Origin of the sequence: Salinivibrio sp. VGrn1 (assembly GCF_009377995.1) — a bacterium.
GTDB classification, from domain to species: domain Bacteria; phylum Pseudomonadota; class Gammaproteobacteria; order Enterobacterales; family Vibrionaceae; genus Salinivibrio; species Salinivibrio siamensis.
This window is the reverse complement of record NZ_SATA01000004.1, coordinates 38,343-57,356: the sequence shown is the minus strand read 5'-3', so window position 1 is coordinate 57,356 and position 19,014 is coordinate 38,343. Positions and strand designations below refer to the sequence as shown.

Genomic DNA, 19,014 nt, shown 5'->3' with positions numbered 1-19,014 from the left:
GTGCACCTCAGCGTTTACCACCGAGTGTGCACCATTATTCTCAATGTTGAGACGCAGGCTGTGATGTCTGATCAGGCCTGTTCTTCTTCAGGGGTTGGTGTTGCCTGAGCTTGCTGAGCCTCCGCTTCAATCGGCAGAACGTGGCGAACATACTCGCCGGGCGCCGTATCAAGCACAGGATAGGTCTCAGATCCTATTGAGTATGGATCCACTTGTTCTTCTGGACTGTAGCTACGTAACCATTTTTCCCAGTGGGTCCACCAAGAGCCTGTGTGATGTGACGCATTATCGAGCCACTCATCGGCACTATCAGGCAAGCTATCGTTGGTCCAAAAACCGTATTTTTTCTTCACGGGGTGGTTCACGATACCGGCAATATGCCCTGACTCGCCCAGTACAAAGGTTTTATTCCCGCCAACATTCAGTGCACCACGATAGGTGCCTTGCCAAAGTGCGATGTGATCTTCTTTGGTTGAAATGAAATAGCTGGGCACTTTGATCTTATTGAGATCAATCCAGACGCCACCGACTTTGACCCCTTTGTCTTGCACCAATTTGTTTTCAAGATACAAATCGCGCAGGATAAAGTTATGTGTCTTCGCGGCGACATTGGTGCTGTCACTGTTCCAATACAGCAAATCAAAGTCGACAGGACTGTTACCTTTGAGGTAATTCTCAATATAGTAGTTCCAGTACAAGCTGTTTTCACGAAGTAGGCTGAAGGTGACGCTGAGTGAACGGCCATCCATATAACCACGCGCCGTGTTTTGCGCTTCAATGGCTCGAATCAAGCTGTCATTGATATAGGCACCAATTTCCCCCGGCTGCGAGAAGTCGAGTAAGGTGGTGAAGAAACTCGCCGATTTAATCCGTGCTTTCATGCGCTTCGCGGCATAGTAGGCGATAGTACAAGCCAGAACGGTACCACCGATACAGTAACCCACCCCGTTAATCTGCGATTGGCCGGTAATGTCTTCGATGGCACTGACCGCCTTGACGGTGCCTTGGGTCACGTAGTCTTCGAAACCAATTTCGGCTTGTTCGGCGGAGGGGTTACGCCAGGACATCAAGAATACCGTATGCCCTTGTTCAACCAACCAACGAACCAGTGAGTTTTTCTCTCGTAAGTCAAGAATATAGTATTTGTTGATGAACGGAGGCACGACCAAGATGGGGGTGGTATGCACTTTTTCCGTCATCGGACGATACTGAATGAGTTCGAATAACTCATTTTTATACACCACGTCGCCAGGTGTGTTGGCGACATCATCACCCACGCGAAACGCGTTATTATTGGTCATGCGCACTTTAAGAATATCCGCACTAGACTCCATATCCTGCTTAAGCTGTTCCATGCCGCGCAGTAGATTTTCGCCCTGAGACTCCAATGTCATTTTGAGCAGTTCAGGGTTAGTCGCAATATAATTACTCGGGGCCATGGCGTTAATCGCTTGGCGTGAGAAAAATGAGAGACGTTCACGGGTTTTATCATCAAGGCCTTCAATGGCATCGATGGTTTCCATATAGGTACGCCCAAACAGCAGATAGGACTGTTTGATAAAGTTGTAAAGGACATCTTCCTGCCAAGCCTTATCCTTAAAACGTTTATCGTCGCTGCCTTCGCTCACTACCTCTCCCGTGTTATCACGCGCGAGCATGGCGTTCTGCCAGATTTGCATCTGTTGTTCCCACCACTGCATTTGCACTTGTAGAAGTGCAGCGGGTTGTTGAGCCGCGCCTTCCAGCAACTGAGCAGTGTCTTGCAGGCTGACTTCCTGCATGGCTTGATTGAACGGTGTATTTACGGCTGCCTTGCCCTGCTCAAGATCCTGCCACCATTGCTGGTTTTGTTCTTGCAGCCTGGCAAGGTAGTCCGAAAAGAAGTGATGAAACATAGTCTTGCCCTCTTGATCGGATAAGCACTACAAAGGCCTGCCGTCAATGACAGCAGGCACTAGTGCAAAAACCCTGCCTTTATGCTGGGGTGCCGGCTTTCATATTCTCAGCCGTGAGTTTGTCGATATCTTCTTTAAACTCTTTGGCGATGTTTTGCAGCTTGGCGCTGTCATCCATCATTTGCTGAGACAGTTTGGTCAAAGCGGCCAGCTGTTGGCTGCTGAATGACGTCATACTTGAGACATCTTTCACTTCGCTGGCTGCTTTCATTTGCTCTAGACCGAGCTCGCTATAGGTGCGCATAGCATTCATTTGTAGCTCAGTCAGCGTCTCAACATTTTTGGCTACCAACTTGTTGAAATTAACATAGGGAGCCAGGGCTTTTTCAGATTGCTCAGAAAACGCTTTAAACATATCTGTGTACATGGTGTATCTCCTGATAGTGTTGTGTATGGGTTTCTAACCCAAGGTCGCAAGTGTCCGTTTATGCTTGTGTACGCTTAACAATTAAAGCTGTACCCATGCCGCCGCCAATACACAAAGAAGCCACCCCGTGGGTTTCGCCTCTTCGCGCGAGCTCGTGTAGCAAGGTCACCACAATGCGGTTACCTGATGCCCCGAGCGGATGACCGAGTGCAATGGCACCGCCGTTGACATTGGCACGCGCCAATATCGCATCAGGTGTTGTTTTGTGGTGCTCCGCCAATTGGTGTATGACCCCCAGTGCTTGTGCTGCAAATGCTTCATTAAGCTCAAATAAATCAATGGTGTCGAGAGTCAGGTTGGCTTTCTCCAATGCCGTATTGACAGCCCCCACTGGGCCTAAGCCCATGATGCTCGGATCGACACCGTGCTGAGCGTAGGCGGCAACTTCTGCGAGTGGTGTCAGCCCGTGTTCTTTGACTGCGGACTCAGACGCGAGGATCACCGCACTCGCGCCATCATTGATACCCGAGGCGTTACCGGCCGTTACTGAGCCTTCTTTATCAAATGCTGGGCGCAGCTTGCTGAGGCCCTCTAGCGTGGCGTCTGCTTTTGGGTACTCATCGGTATCAAAAGTTATGGTTTGCTTGCGCTGCTTAATCTCAATCGGGATGATTTCATCTTTAAACCGACCCGCTTCAATGGCTGAAACGGCTTTTTGTTGGCTGCTAAGCGCAAAGCTATCTTGTTGCTCACGGGTAATCCCGACTTCTTTGGCAACGTTTTCGGCGGTGACTCCCATGTGATATTGGTTGTACACATCGGTGAGCCCGTCATTAATGAGCAAATCTTTCATGGCGAAGTTGCCCATTTTTTGCCCAGTGCGGAGGTTACCCGCTGCCGCAAATGGGATTTGTGACATGTTTTCAACCCCAGCCGCGACGACAACCTGTGCATCGCCGGCTCGGATATGGGTGACAGCATCCATGATACTTTTCATGCCGCTACCACAGACCATATTGATTGAATACGCAGGGACATGGGTCGGGATATCCGCGTAAATCGCAGCTTGACGACCGATCCCCATCCCTTGTCCTGCGCTGACCACGTTACCCACGATGACTTCATCAATCGCGGTTGGGGCAAGTGATGTTTCACTTAGCGCGCCTTTAATGGCATAAGCGGCGAGTTGCCCCGTTGGGACGTCTTTGAGCGTGCCTGAGAAGGCACCGATGGCGGTGCGTTTTGCCGCCACAATAAAAATACGTTCCATCAATCTATCCTTGATTTATTGCATGTAGAGGCCGCCGTTTACCGACAGCGTCTCACCCGTAATGTAAGCGCCTGCGTCGCTGGCAAGGTAAGCCACCGATGCCGCAATTTCTTCTGGCTTGGCCAAGCGCTTCATCGGGATCTGGTTGGTGATTGACTCCAACACATCGTCGCGCATGGCGGTAACCATTGGTGTCGCGGTATAGCCTGGCGCCACGACGTTGACAGTGACACCGGCCCGCGCCCCTTCTGCCGCGAGTGACTTACTGAAGCCCATCATGCCGGCCTTGGCGGCGGCATAGTTGGCTTGGCCAAATTGGCCTTTTTGGCCATTGACGGATGAGATGTTGATGATGCGTCCTCCTCCTTTTTCGCACATGGCGGCGAACAAGGGCTGAGTGACGTTAAAGAGGCTGTTGAGGTTGGTATTAATGACATCATGCCATTGTGAAGCATTCATTTTCTTGAACACACTGTCGCGGGTAATACCAGCATTGTTTACCAGTACATCCACCGTGCCTTCTTCCTCGAGTAGCTTAGCAATCCGTGAGGCGCATTGTTCGGTATCGGTGACATCAAGCTCAAACAAACGAACTTGGTCGTGGTTAAATTTCTTTTCGTCAAACCACTCTTGGGCGCACTCCGCTCCCCCTGTAAAGTGGGTCGCGATGACGCGGTATCCATCTTCCACCAATTTCTCGGTAATTGCTGATCCTATCCCGCCTTTCGCGCCGGTTACTAATGCCAGTTTTTTCATTTATGACTCCATTCACTACAACAAGCAAACTAAACGAGATGCCTGAAGCCGCATCTGGAACCACTTCAAACCAGAATTACAGTCATCTTTTTCTCACAGCAGCAATAGTTGTGCCAAAAATCAACTTATCATTCTGCCGATATTGTTAGGCAGCCTAACGGATGGGTGTGACCCTTTTATGACTGCCTGCTTCTAAGCTAACGAATCTAGACAAATACGCAAAGTATAAAAACCCCATGTTCTGCATTCGAGATCTTGGTCATATTAATGAGGAAACACTGCAATCAATTGTTAAAATAATGTTTGTTTTGTGTTTGTTTTTGTTGATTTTAAATCGAATTGCCCACTGCTTGACTAAGTCCATGAAATGGATTGCATTAGTGGTGAGGTTGGTGGCTTTATGTTGAAGATTGCCTTTTTAAGTGGACAAGGTGGTCAGAAAATAATCACTATTTGTGCGTTGAGTGGAGAGCGGTGGCGACACGCCACCACGTGGATAAAGAACTAACGAGTGACCTGATGAATGTATTCAATGATAGCGTGCAAGCCATTGGTGCGTGACTCACTTAAATGGTGCGCCAGTCCCGCTTGCTGGAAAATGCGGTCTATATCGAGGGTATGAATGGCATTACCGTGTTGACCGTGAACACAGGCAAGCACGATCGCTAATAAGCCTTTAACAATTCTGGCGTTGGAGTCGGCGGCAAAGTAATGGGTGTCCCCCTCTGCCTGATGGAGAAACCAAACCGCGCTCTCACAGCCGTGTACTTGGCTTGCTGTTTGTTTTTGTGCATCAGTAAAGGTTGGTAGCCGTTTTCCCCACAAAATCAATTGTCGGTATTTATCTTCCCAGCTGGTGTGTTGCGCGAGCATCTCGGTGACCGTCGCTTGGTTAAGCTCGGTGCCAAAAGGGTGATGGGGTAACGCCATTGTCTATCCTGCCTTATGATTAAATGTCGAGTAGATCCAGGGTTTTATCTAATGCTGCAATAAACTGTGCGATATCCTGGTGTGTATTGTAGGCCGCTAGAGAGACTCTGATGGTGCCATCGACCCCAAGCGCCTTAATAAAAGGATGGGCACAATGATGGCCAGAGCGAACAGCAATACCTTGTTGGGCCAACAATTCAGCTACATCGGCATGATGCTCGTCACGCACGACAAAAGAGACCATAGAACTGGTCGCCTGTGGCGCGATCAAATGAATGCGCGGCCTCGTGCGTAAAGCTTCTATAAGTTGTTGGTAACAGCTTGCTATGTGTGCCTCCACTGCTTGGCTGTCTTGTTGTTGGAGCCAATGAATGGCAGCGGCAAGGCCAATTGCGCCGGCGGTGTTAGGCGTGCCTGCTTCAAAACGAGCGGGAACGGGGGCGAGAGTATGATGGTCAAACGAGACGTCTGTGATCATCTTCCCCCCCCCGTGGAAAGGCGAGAGCGCGCTCAGCGCTTCTGATTTTCCATACAAGACGCCAATTCCTGTGGGACCATAAAGTTTATGGCCAGAAAAAACATAATAGTCAGTGTCCAGTGTTTGCATACTGACAGGCTCATGGACGATGCCTTGTGCGCCATCAATGATCACGGTTGCACCAACTTTGTGCGCCAGTTGGGTCATTTCCTCGATAGGATGGCGGGTGCCGGTGACATTGCTGACATGACTGATCGCAACAATGCGTGTCCGTACGGTTAAGCGTTGCTGATATGCCTTCATATCTAAGTGCCCCGTGCGAGGGCAGCAGGGGATTTTTACCAATTGAGCGCCCGTGCGTTGTGCCATCAATTGCCAAGGGATCAGGTTGGCATGGTGCTCCATTTCGCTGACCAGGATCTCGTCTTGTGGGGTAAGCGAGTGACTTAGGCCATAGGCGATCAGATTAATGGCTTCTGTCGCGCCACGGGTCCAGACGATATTGTGTGGGTTGGCACCGATAAAATGTGCTACATCTCGTCGCGCTTGCTCAAACTGTTCGGTTGCGGAGAGGGACGCTTGGTGCTGGCCTCGATGGACGTTTGCAACCGGCATCATATAGCTGCGACTTATCGCATCAATCACTGACTGCGGCTTTTGGGCAGTAGCAGCACTGTCTAGATATACCCAGCCTGGCGCATTAAAAGCGGGAAACTGGGCGCGTAGGAAATGGGGATCAAAACCGTCGGTCATAGTTATCGTCCGAAATAAAATCCCGTCTATGATCGCTATCTCGTGGATGTAACTCAAGTCTGTTGTTGGTTCGCGCCTTATTACAGACAAAAAAAAGCACTGAGCGACGCTCAGTGCCAACAAATATGTAATGACAGACAATGTCAAAATACAGGAAGTTAAAAGTGGTAGATACGACTACCTGTCTAACCAGTGTTAGACAAATGCAAACACAACATCGCAACCACGGAAACAGTCTAAATAGAGAGACGTCACAAGTGGATGCGGGGAGCACTATAGGAGTTTGCTGGTATATCAGCAATCGACAATTTATAATGCCAACGATTAGAAAAATTAATGCATAGAGGTGTCAGCATATGGCGAGGCGTCTTCCCCCACTCAACGCGCTGCGTGTGTTTGAAGCAGCCGCACGACATTTGAGCTTTACGCGAGCGGCAGAAGAGCTGTTTGTGACTCAAGCGGCAGTCAGTCATCAAATCAAGGCATTAGAGGAGTTTCTTGGTTTGAAGCTTTTCCGCCGGCGTAACCGTTCGTTACTATTGACCGAAGAAGGACAAGGGTACTTTCTTGATATAAAAGATATTTTCTCTGAGCTTTCCTATGCGACGGATAAAGTGCTGGAACGCAGTGCTAAAGGGGCGCTGACGATTAGTTTGCCGCCCAGTTTTGCGATTCAATGGCTAGTACCTCGATTAGCTGATTTTAATACAGCGCATCCTGATATTGATGTTCGGATAAAGGCGGTTGATTTGGAAGAAGGGTCTCTGACCGATGATGTCGATGTTGCCATTTACTATGGCCGGGGACACTGGACGGGATTGCGCTGCGATCTTTTGTATCAAGAATGCTTGCTGCCTGTGTGTTCGCCACTGCTACTGGAGTCAGGGCAGCCTCTACAAACCCCAGATGATTTGGTTCATCATGTTTTATTGCATGACCGCTCGCGTAAAGAATGGAAAGCATTTGCGAAAGCCCATCAACTTAGTGAAGTGAATGTTGAGCATGGGCCGATTTTTAGTCACTCATCCATGGTGTTGCAGGCGGCGGCACATGGGCAAGGTGTCGCGCTAGGAAACAATGTGCTTTCTCAACCAGAGTTAGCATCTGGGCGCTTGGTTCAGCCTTTCGAGCAAGTACTAAAGAGCGATAATGGCTTCTACTTGGTCAGCCAGCAACGCGATGCTGATACCGGACGTATTACCGCATTCCGAGAATGGATGTTGGCGACGGCAGCGAAAGAACAAGAGAAAATGAATTTATGACAGGTTTAGAGGTTGACGGGCCGGAAACGGCAACAGACTGGGTGATTTTTGCCCATGGTGCGGGCGCTGGAAAGGATCACGAGTTCATGGCTGATATGGCCGCGCGGATAGGGAAACACTGCAAAGTGGTGCGATTTAACTTTCCCTATATGGAAAAGCGCGAGCAAGAGGGAAAAAAGCGCCCGCCCGATCGCGCTCCAAAATTACTTGCCCATTTTGAGTCTGTGATTGAGCACGTGGATGGTTTGCGCCCTGCTGGGAGCCGATTATGGTTAGCTGGTAAGTCGATGGGTGGGCGTATGGCGAGTCATTTGACTGATCATGCCTCTGTCAGTGGGGGGATTTGTTTGGGCTTTCCATTCCATCCTCCAGGGAAGCCGGAAAAGTATAAAGGAGCGCATCTGGCGACCGTTGAGCGTCCACTGCTGATTATACAAGGTGCACGCGATACGTTCGGCCGTGAAGACGAAGTGATGCATTATCCGCTGTCTCCCTCGGTTCAAGTGATTGTTGTCCCGGATGGCGATCATAGCTTTAAGCCTCGTAAAGCCTCAGGGTATACAGAGTCAGGCAATCGCCAGTGGGCGGTGGATAGCCTACACCGGTTTATTGAACAACAAGGTGAGCAAGGATGAAATTACATCATTGGGTGTGTGTAGCGACGATCGGCGCAGGGTTAGCCGTGGGGCTAGGCGCTTTTGCCGCGCATGGATTAAAAGCGGTGCTGTCAGATTATCAGTTAGCCATTTTTAAAACGGGCGTAGACTACCAAATGTGGCACAGTCTCGCCTTATTGGGGATTTGCGGTGTCGCCTCCCAGGTTTCTTCTCGCTGTTTTGCCATTGTGGCTTGGGCTTGGCTTATCGGTGTTGTGGCGTTTAGTGGTAGCTTATACCTCCTGGCGCTGACATCTTGGTATTGGCTTGGGCCCATTACCCCAATGGGAGGTGTGAGCTTTCTGATCGGCTGGGTGGGGCTAGCCATAGGAGCCTGGCGTTCTTATCAGCGCTGAGTCCGCTGACATGAATAAAAGCCTCGCGGGCATTTCTTTCTGGTCTGGATGGCAGATATAATGCGCAGCTTATTTTTACCGCCACACAGCGTGGTGATATGTTCGAGCCAGAGGGTGTTATGAATCAGGTTCTGCTTTATTGTCGTGCGGGGTTTGAGAAAGACTGTGCCGCAGAGATCCAACAAAAAACCACCGACATGGGGGTATATGGGTTCCCGCGCGTGGTCAATAACAGTGCGTATGTCCTGTTTGAGTGTTACCAAGAGGGCGATGCCGAGCGTGTTGTTCGTGATCTCCCGCTAGACTCACTGATTTTTGCCCGGCAAATGATCGCTATCACCGCGTCTCTTTCTGAGCTTGACCCTGACGATCGTATCTCACCGATTTTGGCAGTGGGCGAGCGCTTACCCAAAGGCGGCGACTTACGGGTGGAAACCCCAGATAATGATGAAGCGAAAGCCCTGTTGAAATTCTGTCGTAAGTTCACCGTGCCATTGCGTCAGGCGCTACGTAAGCAAGGCGTGATGCTGGCAAAGGATAACCCAAAAAAACCGGTGATCCACGTGTGCTTTACCGCCCCAGGCACCTGTTTGATCGGCTATTCACTGACAACCAATAACTCCCCGCATTATATGGGGTTACCACGCATGAAGTTTCCGGCTGATGCGCCGAGTCGCTCCACCTTAAAATTGGAAGAGGCATTTCATCACTTTATTCCCAAGCAAGAATGGGAGACGCGTTTAGCGCCCGGCATGTGGGCGGTCGATTTAGGTGCGTGTCCGGGAGGTTGGACCTATCAATTGGTCAAGCGCTCGATGTTTGTCCACGCGGTGGATAACGGGGCGATGGATGAACAGCTCATGGATACAGGGCAAGTGTTTCATCACGCCGAAGATGGATTTAAATTTGAGCCTACGCGAAAAAATGTCACTTGGCTGGTGTGCGATATGATTGAAAAGCCCTCTCGTGTGGCCCAATTGATGGGTGAGTGGCTGATTGAAGGGTGGGCAAAAGAGGCAATATTTAATTTGAAATTGCCCATGAGCCGCCGCTATGAGCAGGTGACGGAGAACCTCGACACTTTAGGTGCATTTCTTGATGACTACAAGGTGGCCTATGAAATGCGCGCGAAGCATCTGTACCATGATCGCGAGGAAATCACGGTGCACTTACGGCGGGTAAAACGTCAGCGCTAGGTGCAGCAGTGTGGGCCTATCTTAGCACTACATACCGGCTTTATACTTATTCATCACCACTGAACTTCATCACCACTGAATACGGTTACGAGGGTTGGCCCTCAGCGGCAGGTTCAAAACGGATATCTTGTAGGTTAAAGCCTAGTGGGATATCCGTTTTTAGTTGCGCGACCTTTTTGCAACGTTGAGCTAGCTCATAATGACCGTTGAGTTTTTTTTGCCACTTAGGTGCCAGATCCTCAGCAGCGAACACTGCATCGATAGTGGCATAGTCGCTCAGCAAGCTGGCGGCCGTTTTGGGACCGATCCCTGGCACGCCACTGATCTCACTACTGCTGATCCCTGCGAGCCCCCAAAAATCGCAAAGCTGCTCTGGGCGAACGCCGAATTGTGCTTGGACGAAGGCGAGATCTAACCAGCGCTGCTGAAAGTAATCGCGGATCCTGACTGTCGGTTGCAATAGCTGACAGTAGCCTTTGTCAGTCGATACGATTGTGACATCTTGCCGGCGCTCGGCCACTTTTAAAGCCAGGGTGGCAATCATGTCGTCAGCTTCATCGCCTTGAGAAAGCAACGAGTCGACGCCGTGCTGCCAAAATGCATCTTGAATCGCATCTAATCCTTGCTCGAGTACTGCAGGCATTGGTTTACGGTGTTGTTTGTATGCCGGCAAGATCTCTGCGCGCCAGCCACGATCATTACCCAGGTGATCAAAGACAGCAATAATATGGCTCGGCTGGCTATGATTGATGATTTTATTGAGGGTTTTGAGGCAGGCATTCACCGTGGTGTCGATGGCATCGCCTTCAGGCTGAGCCGCGTGGACACGGCGAATGAGGTTCATTGCATCGATAATGACAACATGGAGGTTAGACATAATAAAAAACCAGTAATAACGCGCAGCATGAGCCGCGCATTATACCTGTGTTAGTGGCATAACGCAGTGTGCGAGATGCAGGTTATCGACAGCTCGCCGGCTCAGTGCGCGTTCAGGCTAGGAAACAATCTCATAGCACGGCACATAGGCGGTGCCTGGCAGCTTCATCCGTTGTTGGTCGACGAAGCTTTGTAACAGTTTGTCCATTTTTGCCATCAAATACTTGTCCCCATCAATTTTAAATGGGCCGTGTTGCTCGATATTGCGCATCCCCTCGTCTTTAACATTCCCTGCCACAATGCCCGAGAATGCCTGACGTAACGCTGAAGCGAGTAACTCTGGGCGCTGATTCATGTGCAAGTTGAGGTTAGCCATGTTTTCGTGTGTTGGCGCAAAGGGATGTTGGAAGTCCGGCTCGATTTTCAATGACCAATTGTACGAGTAGGCATCGCCGGTGGCTTTGCGATGCTCTTTGACGGCAGGCATGGCATTTTTCATTAATCGTGCGGCTTTGGCTGGATCGTCAATCACGATTTCATAATATTGGGTGGCTTCCTCGCCCAATACATCACGAATAAAGGCATCGATATCGCGAAAGTAATCTTCACTTTCTTTCGGGCCGGTTAACACGATAGGCAAAGGCTGTGAGCGGTTATCAGGGTGCATCATGATGCCAAGAATATAAAGCAGCTCTTCCGCTGTCCCTGCGCCACCTGGGAAAATGACAATCCCATGCGCGATACGGACAAATGCCTCTAGGCGCTTTTCAATATCTGGCATGATCACCAGCTCGTTAACCATGGGGTTCGGCGGCTCAGCAGCGATAATAGAGGGCTCGGTTAAGCCAATAAATCGGCTGTCATACGTGCGCTGCTTGGCATGGCCGATGGCTGCGCCTTTCATTGGCCCCTCCATCGCACCAGGGCCACACCCCGTACAAATATCCAGTTCACGCAGACCAAGCTCATGACCCACTTCACGCGTGTATTGATATTCGATGTCGTTGATTGAATGCCCCCCCCAGCAAACCACTAAATTAGGATCGACTCGCGGACGGAGCGTTTTCGCATTACGCAAGATACCGAATATTAAGTTAGTGATATGCGGTGAGCTATCGAGGTTGAGGGCAGGACTATGCTCGAGCTGCACATTGACGTGAATAATGTCGCGTAGTACCGAGAACATATGCTCTTGAATGCCGCGAATGATCTTACCGTCGACAAAGGCATGATCCGGTGGATTAACCAGCTCGAGTTTGATGCCCCGCTCTCGGCGCAACACGCGAATTTCAAAGTTGGCGTGTTTTTCAAGAAGTGCTTTGGAGCTGTCTGTATGGCTGCCTGAATTTAAAACGGCCAATGAGCAGTTGCGGTATAAGCGGTACAGATCACTGCTGGCGCTGGCTTTTAAACGATCGACCTCGATTTGAGAAAGCAGATCCATCGTTCCAATCGGACTAATGTGTGTGATCATAGCGACAACCTCTTACACGCCGACATCCTGTTTAACGCAAGCCAGGCTGTCGAGCGGTGCTATAAAAATCAGTGTGTTAATTAAAAATACACACGCTAGCCACAATTGACCAGTAAAAATTAACACCAGATGATTTGGTTGCGACCACTGTTTTTCGCTTGATAGAGCGCTTGGTCAGCACGCTCTAGCACCGGCGTGGGGGTATCCTCACCTTGGAAGAGGGTGGCACCAATTGAGACGCTAATTGAAACGCGCTCGTTTTTAAACTTCAGCGGGAGTTTGCGAATGGTGTGGCTAATATTGGCCAAAATATCGGTCCGCGTTTCATCATCCGCATCAGGCAGTAAAATGACAAACTCTTCGCCACCAAAGCGGGCAATAAAGTCGGTGTCGCGCAGACATTGGTAGATGCTGCGCGCGATAATTTTCAACGCTTTATCACCGACTTCGTAGCCAAATTGTTGATTCACTTGTTTAAAGTGGTCAAGATCAATGACGGCAAGGCAAAACTCGCGCTGGTACTTTTTCCATAACCGGTACTCATGCTCCAAACGATCGTTAAGGGCGGCACGGTTGTAGACGCGGGTCAGCGGGTCTAACAGGCGTTTACGTTCTTGGTCGCCGACGCGACGATGTTGATCGAGGGTTTGCTCTGCTAAGGCGCTAAGTTGGTTCTGATTGTGTGCCAACTGCTCTTCCAAGGCTTGTTCGCGATTTTTGAGCGCTTTGTTTTCTTGCGCGATCACTTTCAGCTCTGCAAGCGCTTGGGTTAATGCGGCTTCTGGGTTGGCTTTTGCCGCGCCTTTCCGTTTGAGTTCGTGTTCAATATCGTTAATGGTGCGATCGAGGCGCTGATCGACACCTTGATGTGCCAGCCGTAGTTGTGTCGCATGATCATGCGCACGGGTATTTTGTTGGCTTATTGAGACGAGGTCATCATTGACTTGACTGAGAAATTGCTGCGAAGCCCGCCGCTCTGATTGGGTGGCTTCCAGAATCAGTTTGAGTGCCGCCAACGTCAAAGACACCACGGTAGCCGGTGATATATCGGTCAGCAGTTCACGGCGGATTTCAAGCAACTTATCGCCTGCTTGACCGTTGATATCGAGCTCTGTAATCAGGTTTTGTAGTTCATCAGCGACGCGACGTATCTGATCGTTGTCGATGTCTGGTGTTTGTTGGGTGCGGGGCCTAGCAACTTGCAAGGTCACGGCGCGTTCGTAAAGCTGAAGTAACTTAATGAGGTGTTGTGTGCGTTCGGTATCACCGTTCGCCGGTTGCGCTAATAGATCTCGCAAGTCACGTTTCAATTGAGCGGGGAGACCTGTCACTCGCTGTAGTGTTTCACCACTGGTGTGAAATTGCTCATCGAGGTGTGACTGTGCTTTTGCTTGTGTCATGTTTTGATGACCCACCATGCGTTCAATAACGGCTAAACGCGGAAGCAACGCGCTAACATCCTGCGTTGAATACAATACGTCACGGAACTCGGCCAGTTTTTGGTCGACCAAGTTATTTTTACCCGAGCACGTGGCGATAAAGCGCGAAACCAGCCGTTTAAGGCTATGGATTTCTCGACGCGACTTAAGCGCCAGCTCCCGATACGTTGAGGGCGACGCATTATTACCCGCCTGAGCGGGCTGGGCCGACAACGGTGATGGGGTGGACTTAGTCATTTTATCGAGGAAATACCTGATTATATTCGCGTTTTGGCGCCATTGGTAGCGAAAACAGTTTCACTAACTACCTGTAGCTATACCGACTTATTGCTCTGATCATCAATAACTGACGATGGCTTTTTATCAGATTCGTGATCCTTCTGCCAGTTCAATAAGTCGTTCGCTGAAGATTTAACCTTTACCAATCCAGAGTCAATCCCTTTCAAGCAAGCATGACGTAAGTTGGTGTTCACGAAGCTCGCGGCGGGCGCTGTGTTAATCGCGCTAAAGTGTACCCAATGACTTTCTCCGGTCTGTTGCGCGAGATCACTGGCTTGATGAGTAGCCGTTAATAAAATCTCGATTAACTCTTGGTCATTAATCGATGTGTACGCGCGCGGTAAAAAAGGGTATTCCGCGAGACCAATGGCGACTTGCGGCGTGAGCGCTGGAGGTTGGTGACCTGCATTCACCGTTTGTGCCTGACAGCTTTGGTAGTGGCTGACAAAGTCTGCGATCAAAGACTGCACAAAATGAGCAAGCGCATCAGGCTGGGTATCTTGATCCCAATTGGTCTCGATATAAATAAACAAGGTATCGGCGAAATGATATAAGCGGCCAGATTGAGTGACACGCTCGGACAAATAGTCGCCAAGCTGACGCTCGATATCTTGCGCCCTTTGATAGCCGAGACGCAAAAATAGCGCTTTTAGAAAGGCTACATCGAACATGGCAAAGCGTAGCCGATCACTGAGTGGCTGGTGGATCATGTCGTTCAGATACCATTGCTCAAAGTTGGCGTTACTTTTTTCCAACGAACGCGGTAACTTGGCATTCAGCATGCGTAAGTTCCTCAGCCCGGTGCGCGGGTGCGTATAAAAGTCATCACGCAGCTCTTCGAGTTCTCCCTGACGCATCAGCGCGGCACGATGACGAAGGTAAACAATGGCCACTAACACCCCAAGGCTGCCTAGTAGGAAATAGTTGACCTTTTGTAGGTGGAGCTGCTCTTGGTGTGCGCTATCTAGCTGGCGCTGCAATTCATCCATCTGTAGCTGTCGCTCGACCACACGCTGTTGTTGTTTAAAGGTATCGGCTTGTTGCTGTTGCTCTGATTGTGTTTGCTGTGCGCGCAGCTTTTCATAATCACGTTGCATCATCAGAGCCGCTTGATACTTGCCTTGCGATTCCAAGGCTTTGGAGAGGGCGTGATGCGCCATCGTCATGGTTTTGCGGTCTTTTTCTACCTCTGCTCGCTCCAGTGCGGTGCGAATTTCTTTCTCTGCTTGCTTTGGTTGAGACAGTGCAAGATGAATACGTCCTTGTAACAACATTGCCTGTGTGGTCAGCGGCGAGTTGGGTAGGCTACCGACCAGTCTTAACGCATCTTGAATGTATCTGTCACTGAGCGGGAAATGCTCTAGCTGATAATAAGTGCGAGCGATGGCTAGGTGGACTTGCGCAAGCGGTTGGAGGCGACCGAGTGCTTGCTCAATTTCAAGCGCATTAAAATAATGCACCAAGGCAAAATTATAACGGGCTTGCTGCTCATAAATGGTGGCCAAGAGGCGCTGTGACGCTGATAAACGCCGGCTTAATGAGAAGTGCTCAAAAAAGGCAGCGGCTTGGTTCGCGTGCTCAAGGGCTTGATTGAGCACGCCTTGCTGGTTATACAGCTTGGCCAGCTTCATATTGGCATCCGCAATCAATGCCGTGTATTCGTTCTCGCTTGCTATCCAGAAAGCACTGAGTAACTCGGTAAGGGCACTTTCATGTTGCTTTTGGTCGAGTAAAAAGCCGCCCAACGAGAGCTGAAACTCGACTTTATCCCGCAAGTCTTGGGGATCATTGCTAAGCTGGCTTCGCGCATTCTCATAGGCGACAAGCGCGGTTTCACTGTCTGCGGTTGCCGCGAGAATATTGGCACGCAGTAAAGCGCTTTTAAAGCGGCTTGCTTGGCCGTTTAAGCTGTTTTCCGGCAAGGCTTTAATCGCTTTTTGGGCGGCATCGAGTGTCGCTAAGGCGCGCGTCGAGTCGCGATCAAGGTGCCAGATAAGAGAGGCCTCGGTCAGTAAAACTTGCACTTGTACGTGTTTTAAGTCGTATTCATCGACCACTTGATACGCTTTTTGTAGCGCGGCTTTAGCCTCTATGGGTTGATCGAGATACGCATAGGCTCGGGCACTGATCAAATAGGCATACACGGTATGCAATGGCGTGCGAATCGAGCGATCCGTGTCGTTATTGACGTGTGAGCGGTTGGCACCTGTGGTTAGGCGGCGTTGGGCTAAAAACCGATTGCTGATTTCCAACGATTGCGCTGGAGAGGTCTCGAGAAGCTTTTCGGCATTGGTTAGCACAGGTGAGGAGTGGATAGCGGCAAACGCCGTTATCGACGTTAACCAAAAAAGCAGGCCTACGAGTAGTCGGCTGATGCGCATGCGCCATCCTCTAAATAAAGCGATGAGAGAAAGGCTGCCCGCAGGCAGCCTGTGGTGTTATTGTCTTGCCAAACGGTTGTTTTCGCTTGGTGTTTTACCCATGTTCGTACGGTATGGATTAATATCTAAACCACCGCGACGCGTGTAACGGGCATAAACGGTGAGCTTTTCTGGCTGGCAAAAACGCATGATATCCATAAAAATGCGCTCCACACATTGCTCATGAAACTCATTGTGCTCACGAAATGACACCAAGTAGCGAAGCAGCTTCTCACGGTTTATCTTGTTGCCTTTATAGGCGATTCTCACCGAGCCCCAGTCTGGCTGATTGGTAATCAGGCAATTTGATTTGAGTAAATGGCTGTGAAGGGTCTCAGACACAACCGCGCCTTGAGCGGCACCGTCGAGCCAGTCTGGGTTAAATGTGTAGTCATCGATGCTGATGTCTTGGTGATCGATGCATTCACCCGCTAGGCCAGCGATGGTTTCTCCCTCTAACTCACTGAGCGGTGATAAGGTGACATCCACCTCTTCGCCCGCACAGGCGGATAAATCGGTTTGCAATGCGTTAGCTACCTGTTGCCAGTTATCAAAGCGGGTTTGATTAAAGCTATTGAGGTACAGCTTAAATGATTTTGACTCGATCAAGTTGGGGCTAGAGGCCGGTAGACGGACTTCGCCAATCGCGACCTGGGGCAAACCATTTTTGTTGAGCCATGACAGCTCATACAAGGTCCAGGTGTCGTAACCGGTAAAGGGCATCGGCGCATTATCTAGTCCGATGGCCTGACGATTTAGCGCGCGAGGGACGGCACGCAGTTGTGACGGATCGTACTGGGTTGGATAATCTGTTTTTTCGCCAAGTGATAAATTGGCGAGGGCATCGGCATCTTGATAATTGCTCATACGGATCTGCTATTGATTCAAGTAGAATGGGTAAAGTTTACTGAATCTTGCTATAGGTTGCGAATGGAGAACACAGTACATCGTGCCCTTTGGGCGCTAACACAGAATTATATGGCGGTATGGCAGAGTCATTATCAACATTTACCCTGTACAGATGCCTACATTGGCTTGCCATCTCCATGTGTTGTGAGCGAAAACGATCACCAACTACAATGGCAACCGGTCAAGCGCGACGCTTTGGCCGATTTTTCCAATGTAGAACAAGCAATTGCGTTGCGTTTGCATAGCGATATTAAAGATTTTTACAACGCATTTTATTGTGCAGATTTATCGGTTCGTTATCAGGGGGAGTCGATAAGCTTGCTTCAGGTATGGAGTGATGATGACTTGGCGCGCTTACAAGAAAATATCTTGGGGCATCTGATGATGCAGCGTCAGCGCAAGCTTACGCCGAGTGTCTTTATTGCGACCACAGCCGATGAAATGGTGATCATTGCAATTGATAACATGAGCGGAGAAGTGATCAGAGAAACCCTTAATAAAGGGACGCGTGATGTGATTGCCCCCAACCTGGAAACATTTCTCGCGGCATTAGAGGTTGATGTGGCATGATTCTCACGGAACTGACCTTTGAGTGCTTTGATAATACCACCGTTAGTGCGGTCGACCGTACTATCAACGGCCTCATGGATGCATTACGTTATAATGGCCAGGTGCTTGGACGCGAGTTTCCGATCTTGATGCAAGAAGGCCAGTTTCAGCTTCGTGTTGTCTGCCCAGATGAAGACGCCTTGCACCCACGCTTTCACAGCCCACAAGTGAAACGGGCTTTACAGCAGCTAGCCGATGCGTGCTTAACCCAACCGAAAGTGCGTGTGCTGGGGCGCGATTTGAACTCAGAACAAGCCGCTCCAAGTGTCTCACCGGCCTGGCAAGTGCTTTACACCACCTTTGTTCACACGTGTTCGCCGCTGCGTTGTGGTGATACCCTGCTCCCCATCCCGCTTTATCGCTTACCCGCCACCTTTAACGGTGATCACAAAGCGGTCATCAAATGGCAAACAGAATGGCAAGCCTGTGATGAGTTACAAATGGCCGGTGCCAGCGATGCCGAATTTGCAGGCTTGAATGAAATTGGGTGTCCCAATACGCGCCTATTTCAACGCGGTTGGGATTTACGTGGGCGGATAGAGTACTTAACAGGCACGCCGACTTACTACTATCAATATCGTGTTGGCGGTAAAGATAAAGAGAGTGAGCTTCATCGTCCATGCCCTCAGTGTGGCGAGCCTTGGCGGCTTGAGGCCCCGTTACACGATATTTTTCTGTTTAAATGCGACCGTTGCCGGCTAGTATCCAACCTTTCTTGGGACTTTAAACTGGCTTAGCGGCTTGAATACTGGGCTTCTAGCGTCGCTAATCGCTCGCTTAACTCGGCCACGTGTTGTTCGAGCTGGCTGATACGCTCAGCATCAGATAGCTTGATGTCATCGACGGGTATCTCGGGTAGCGGTGTATTGGTCTTCGCGCTCTTCACCGCTTGAATAATCAAGGGGAGGGGGACTTGCGTTGTCAATTGGGCTTTCACCTTTGCCACGGTGACGGTTTGCCCTTTTGCGTCGAGCACCTTGAGTGCTCGCGCCAGCTCAGCTTGATAGCTCATCAGTTAATCCTAGCGAC

18 protein-coding genes are annotated in these 19,014 nt (G+C 50.0%); 6 read left to right on the top strand and 12 right to left on the bottom strand.

Features of this window, described 5'->3' with window-relative positions:
- Window positions 1-71 precede the first annotated feature (71 nt).
- The 6 genes from phaC to EHW56_RS07690 all read right to left on the bottom strand — a co-directional run bounded on the left by phaC (window position 72) and on the right by EHW56_RS07690 (window position 6,509).
- On the bottom strand, window positions 72-1,895 hold the full coding sequence (gene phaC / locus EHW56_RS07715; RefSeq protein ID WP_152799464.1) for a class I poly(R)-hydroxyalkanoic acid synthase: 1,824 nt from the start codon (window positions 1,893-1,895) through the stop codon (window positions 72-74).
- 79 nt (window positions 1,896-1,974) lie between these two features.
- Window positions 1,975-2,322 carry a phasin family protein gene (locus EHW56_RS07710; RefSeq protein ID WP_046074153.1) on the bottom strand — a complete coding sequence of 116 codons (348 nt, stop codon included), beginning with the start codon at window positions 2,320-2,322 and terminating at the stop codon, window positions 1,975-1,977.
- 58 nt (window positions 2,323-2,380) lie between these two features.
- Window positions 2,381-3,592 carry an acetyl-CoA C-acetyltransferase gene (locus EHW56_RS07705; protein WP_046074154.1) on the bottom strand — a complete coding sequence of 404 codons (1,212 nt, stop codon included), beginning with the start codon at window positions 3,590-3,592 and terminating at the stop codon, window positions 2,381-2,383.
- Window positions 3,593-3,607: 15 nt separating this feature from the next.
- Window positions 3,608-4,348, bottom strand: a complete 741-nt coding sequence (locus EHW56_RS07700; protein WP_046074155.1) for an SDR family oxidoreductase — start codon at window positions 4,346-4,348, stop codon at window positions 3,608-3,610.
- Between the two features lie 504 nt (window positions 4,349-4,852).
- On the bottom strand, window positions 4,853-5,278 hold the full coding sequence (csdE, locus tag EHW56_RS07695) for a cysteine desulfurase sulfur acceptor subunit CsdE (protein WP_046074156.1): 426 nt from the start codon (window positions 5,276-5,278) through the stop codon (window positions 4,853-4,855).
- A 19-nt stretch (window positions 5,279-5,297) separates the two neighbouring features.
- On the bottom strand, window positions 5,298-6,509 hold the full coding sequence (locus tag EHW56_RS07690; RefSeq protein WP_152799462.1) for an aminotransferase class V-fold PLP-dependent enzyme: 1,212 nt from the start codon (window positions 6,507-6,509) through the stop codon (window positions 5,298-5,300).
- A 356-nt stretch (window positions 6,510-6,865) separates the two neighbouring features.
- Here EHW56_RS07690 and EHW56_RS07685 point away from each other — a divergent pair, with 356 nt between their 5' ends.
- The 4 genes from EHW56_RS07685 (at window position 6,866) to rlmM (ending at window position 9,979) form a co-directional block, all read left to right on the top strand.
- Window positions 6,866-7,771 (top strand): transcriptional regulator GcvA, encoded by a 906-nt coding sequence (locus EHW56_RS07685; RefSeq protein ID WP_046074158.1) that lies wholly within the window; start codon window positions 6,866-6,868, stop codon window positions 7,769-7,771.
- On the top strand, window positions 7,768-8,406 hold the full coding sequence (locus EHW56_RS07680) for an alpha/beta family hydrolase (RefSeq protein ID WP_152799460.1): 639 nt from the start codon (window positions 7,768-7,770) through the stop codon (window positions 8,404-8,406). The genes EHW56_RS07685 and EHW56_RS07680 overlap by 4 nt, the downstream gene beginning before the upstream one ends.
- The gene (locus EHW56_RS07675; RefSeq protein WP_152799458.1) at window positions 8,403-8,783 is read left to right on the top strand and encodes a DUF423 domain-containing protein; all 381 of its coding nucleotides are present in this window, start codon (window positions 8,403-8,405) and stop codon (window positions 8,781-8,783) included. Before EHW56_RS07680 ends, EHW56_RS07675 begins: the two co-directional genes overlap by 4 nt.
- A gap of 119 nt (window positions 8,784-8,902) precedes the next feature.
- Window positions 8,903-9,979: a 23S rRNA (cytidine(2498)-2'-O)-methyltransferase RlmM gene (rlmM, locus tag EHW56_RS07670; RefSeq protein ID WP_046074221.1), complete on the top strand. Its 1,077-nt coding sequence runs from the start codon at window positions 8,903-8,905 to the stop codon at window positions 9,977-9,979.
- 85 nt (window positions 9,980-10,064) lie between these two features.
- On the opposite strand, the gene xni is transcribed toward rlmM, so the two are convergent.
- From xni to queF, 5 genes are all read right to left on the bottom strand, one after another.
- Window positions 10,065-10,856: a flap endonuclease Xni gene (gene xni / locus EHW56_RS07665; protein WP_152797192.1), complete on the bottom strand. Its 792-nt coding sequence runs from the start codon at window positions 10,854-10,856 to the stop codon at window positions 10,065-10,067.
- Window positions 10,857-10,973: 117 nt separating this feature from the next.
- Window positions 10,974-12,329 (bottom strand): nucleotide 5'-monophosphate nucleosidase PpnN, encoded by a 1,356-nt coding sequence (gene ppnN, locus EHW56_RS07660; protein ID WP_077607288.1) that lies wholly within the window; start codon window positions 12,327-12,329, stop codon window positions 10,974-10,976.
- Window positions 12,330-12,448: 119 nt separating this feature from the next.
- Complete coding sequence (locus tag EHW56_RS07655) at window positions 12,449-14,005, bottom strand: diguanylate cyclase (RefSeq protein ID WP_052708027.1); 1,557 nt, start codon at window positions 14,003-14,005, stop codon at window positions 12,449-12,451.
- A gap of 77 nt (window positions 14,006-14,082) precedes the next feature.
- Complete coding sequence (locus tag EHW56_RS07650; protein WP_152800404.1) at window positions 14,083-16,428, bottom strand: GGDEF domain-containing protein; 2,346 nt, start codon at window positions 16,426-16,428, stop codon at window positions 14,083-14,085.
- A 57-nt stretch (window positions 16,429-16,485) separates the two neighbouring features.
- Window positions 16,486-17,334: an NADPH-dependent 7-cyano-7-deazaguanine reductase QueF gene (gene queF, locus EHW56_RS07645; protein ID WP_046074164.1), complete on the bottom strand. Its 849-nt coding sequence runs from the start codon at window positions 17,332-17,334 to the stop codon at window positions 16,486-16,488.
- 63 nt (window positions 17,335-17,397) lie between these two features.
- Here queF and syd point away from each other — a divergent pair, with 63 nt between their 5' ends.
- A complete protein-coding gene (syd, locus tag EHW56_RS07640; RefSeq protein WP_152797189.1) occupies window positions 17,398-17,946 on the top strand; it encodes a SecY-interacting protein in 549 nt (182 codons plus the stop codon).
- The gene (locus EHW56_RS07635) at window positions 17,943-18,722 is read left to right on the top strand and encodes a Zn-ribbon-containing protein (RefSeq protein WP_152797187.1); all 780 of its coding nucleotides are present in this window, start codon (window positions 17,943-17,945) and stop codon (window positions 18,720-18,722) included. Before syd ends, EHW56_RS07635 begins: the two co-directional genes overlap by 4 nt.
- On the opposite strand, the gene EHW56_RS07630 is transcribed toward EHW56_RS07635, so the two are convergent.
- On the bottom strand, window positions 18,719-18,997 hold the full coding sequence (locus EHW56_RS07630; protein ID WP_077578881.1) for a hypothetical protein: 279 nt from the start codon (window positions 18,995-18,997) through the stop codon (window positions 18,719-18,721). The genes EHW56_RS07635 and EHW56_RS07630 overlap by 4 nt on opposite strands.
- Window positions 18,998-19,014: the final 17 nt, after the last annotated feature.

Excerpts from the sequence above, each read along its gene's own strand:
- phaC (WP_152799464.1), bottom strand. The coding sequence starts at position 1,895 with ATGTTTCATCACTTCTTTTCGGACTACCTTGCCAGGCTGCAAGAACAA.
- EHW56_RS07710 (WP_046074153.1), bottom strand. The coding sequence starts at position 2,322 with ATGTACACAGATATGTTTAAAGCGTTTTCTGAGCAATCTGAAAAAGCC.
- EHW56_RS07705 (WP_046074154.1), bottom strand. The coding sequence starts at position 3,592 with ATGGAACGTATTTTTATTGTGGCGGCAAAACGCACCGCCATCGGTGCC.
- EHW56_RS07700 (WP_046074155.1), bottom strand. The coding sequence starts at position 4,348 with ATGAAAAAACTGGCATTAGTAACCGGCGCGAAAGGCGGGATAGGATCA.
- csdE (WP_046074156.1), bottom strand. The coding sequence starts at position 5,278 with ATGGCGTTACCCCATCACCCTTTTGGCACCGAGCTTAACCAAGCGACG.
- EHW56_RS07690 (WP_152799462.1), bottom strand. The coding sequence starts at position 6,509 with ATGACCGACGGTTTTGATCCCCATTTCCTACGCGCCCAGTTTCCCGCT.
- EHW56_RS07685 (WP_046074158.1), top strand. The coding sequence starts at position 6,866 with ATGGCGAGGCGTCTTCCCCCACTCAACGCGCTGCGTGTGTTTGAAGCA.
- EHW56_RS07680 (WP_152799460.1), top strand. The coding sequence starts at position 7,768 with ATGACAGGTTTAGAGGTTGACGGGCCGGAAACGGCAACAGACTGGGTG.
- EHW56_RS07675 (WP_152799458.1), top strand. The coding sequence starts at position 8,403 with ATGAAATTACATCATTGGGTGTGTGTAGCGACGATCGGCGCAGGGTTA.
- rlmM (WP_046074221.1), top strand. The coding sequence starts at position 8,903 with ATGAATCAGGTTCTGCTTTATTGTCGTGCGGGGTTTGAGAAAGACTGT.
- xni (WP_152797192.1), bottom strand. The coding sequence starts at position 10,856 with ATGTCTAACCTCCATGTTGTCATTATCGATGCAATGAACCTCATTCGC.
- ppnN (WP_077607288.1), bottom strand. The coding sequence starts at position 12,329 with ATGATCACACACATTAGTCCGATTGGAACGATGGATCTGCTTTCTCAA.
- EHW56_RS07655 (WP_052708027.1), bottom strand. The coding sequence starts at position 14,005 with ATGACTAAGTCCACCCCATCACCGTTGTCGGCCCAGCCCGCTCAGGCG.
- EHW56_RS07650 (WP_152800404.1), bottom strand. The coding sequence starts at position 16,428 with ATGCGCATCAGCCGACTACTCGTAGGCCTGCTTTTTTGGTTAACGTCG.
- queF (WP_046074164.1), bottom strand. The coding sequence starts at position 17,334 with ATGAGCAATTATCAAGATGCCGATGCCCTCGCCAATTTATCACTTGGC.
- syd (WP_152797189.1), top strand. The coding sequence starts at position 17,398 with ATGGAGAACACAGTACATCGTGCCCTTTGGGCGCTAACACAGAATTAT.
- EHW56_RS07635 (WP_152797187.1), top strand. The coding sequence starts at position 17,943 with ATGATTCTCACGGAACTGACCTTTGAGTGCTTTGATAATACCACCGTT.
- EHW56_RS07630 (WP_077578881.1), bottom strand. The coding sequence starts at position 18,997 with ATGAGCTATCAAGCTGAGCTGGCGCGAGCACTCAAGGTGCTCGACGCA.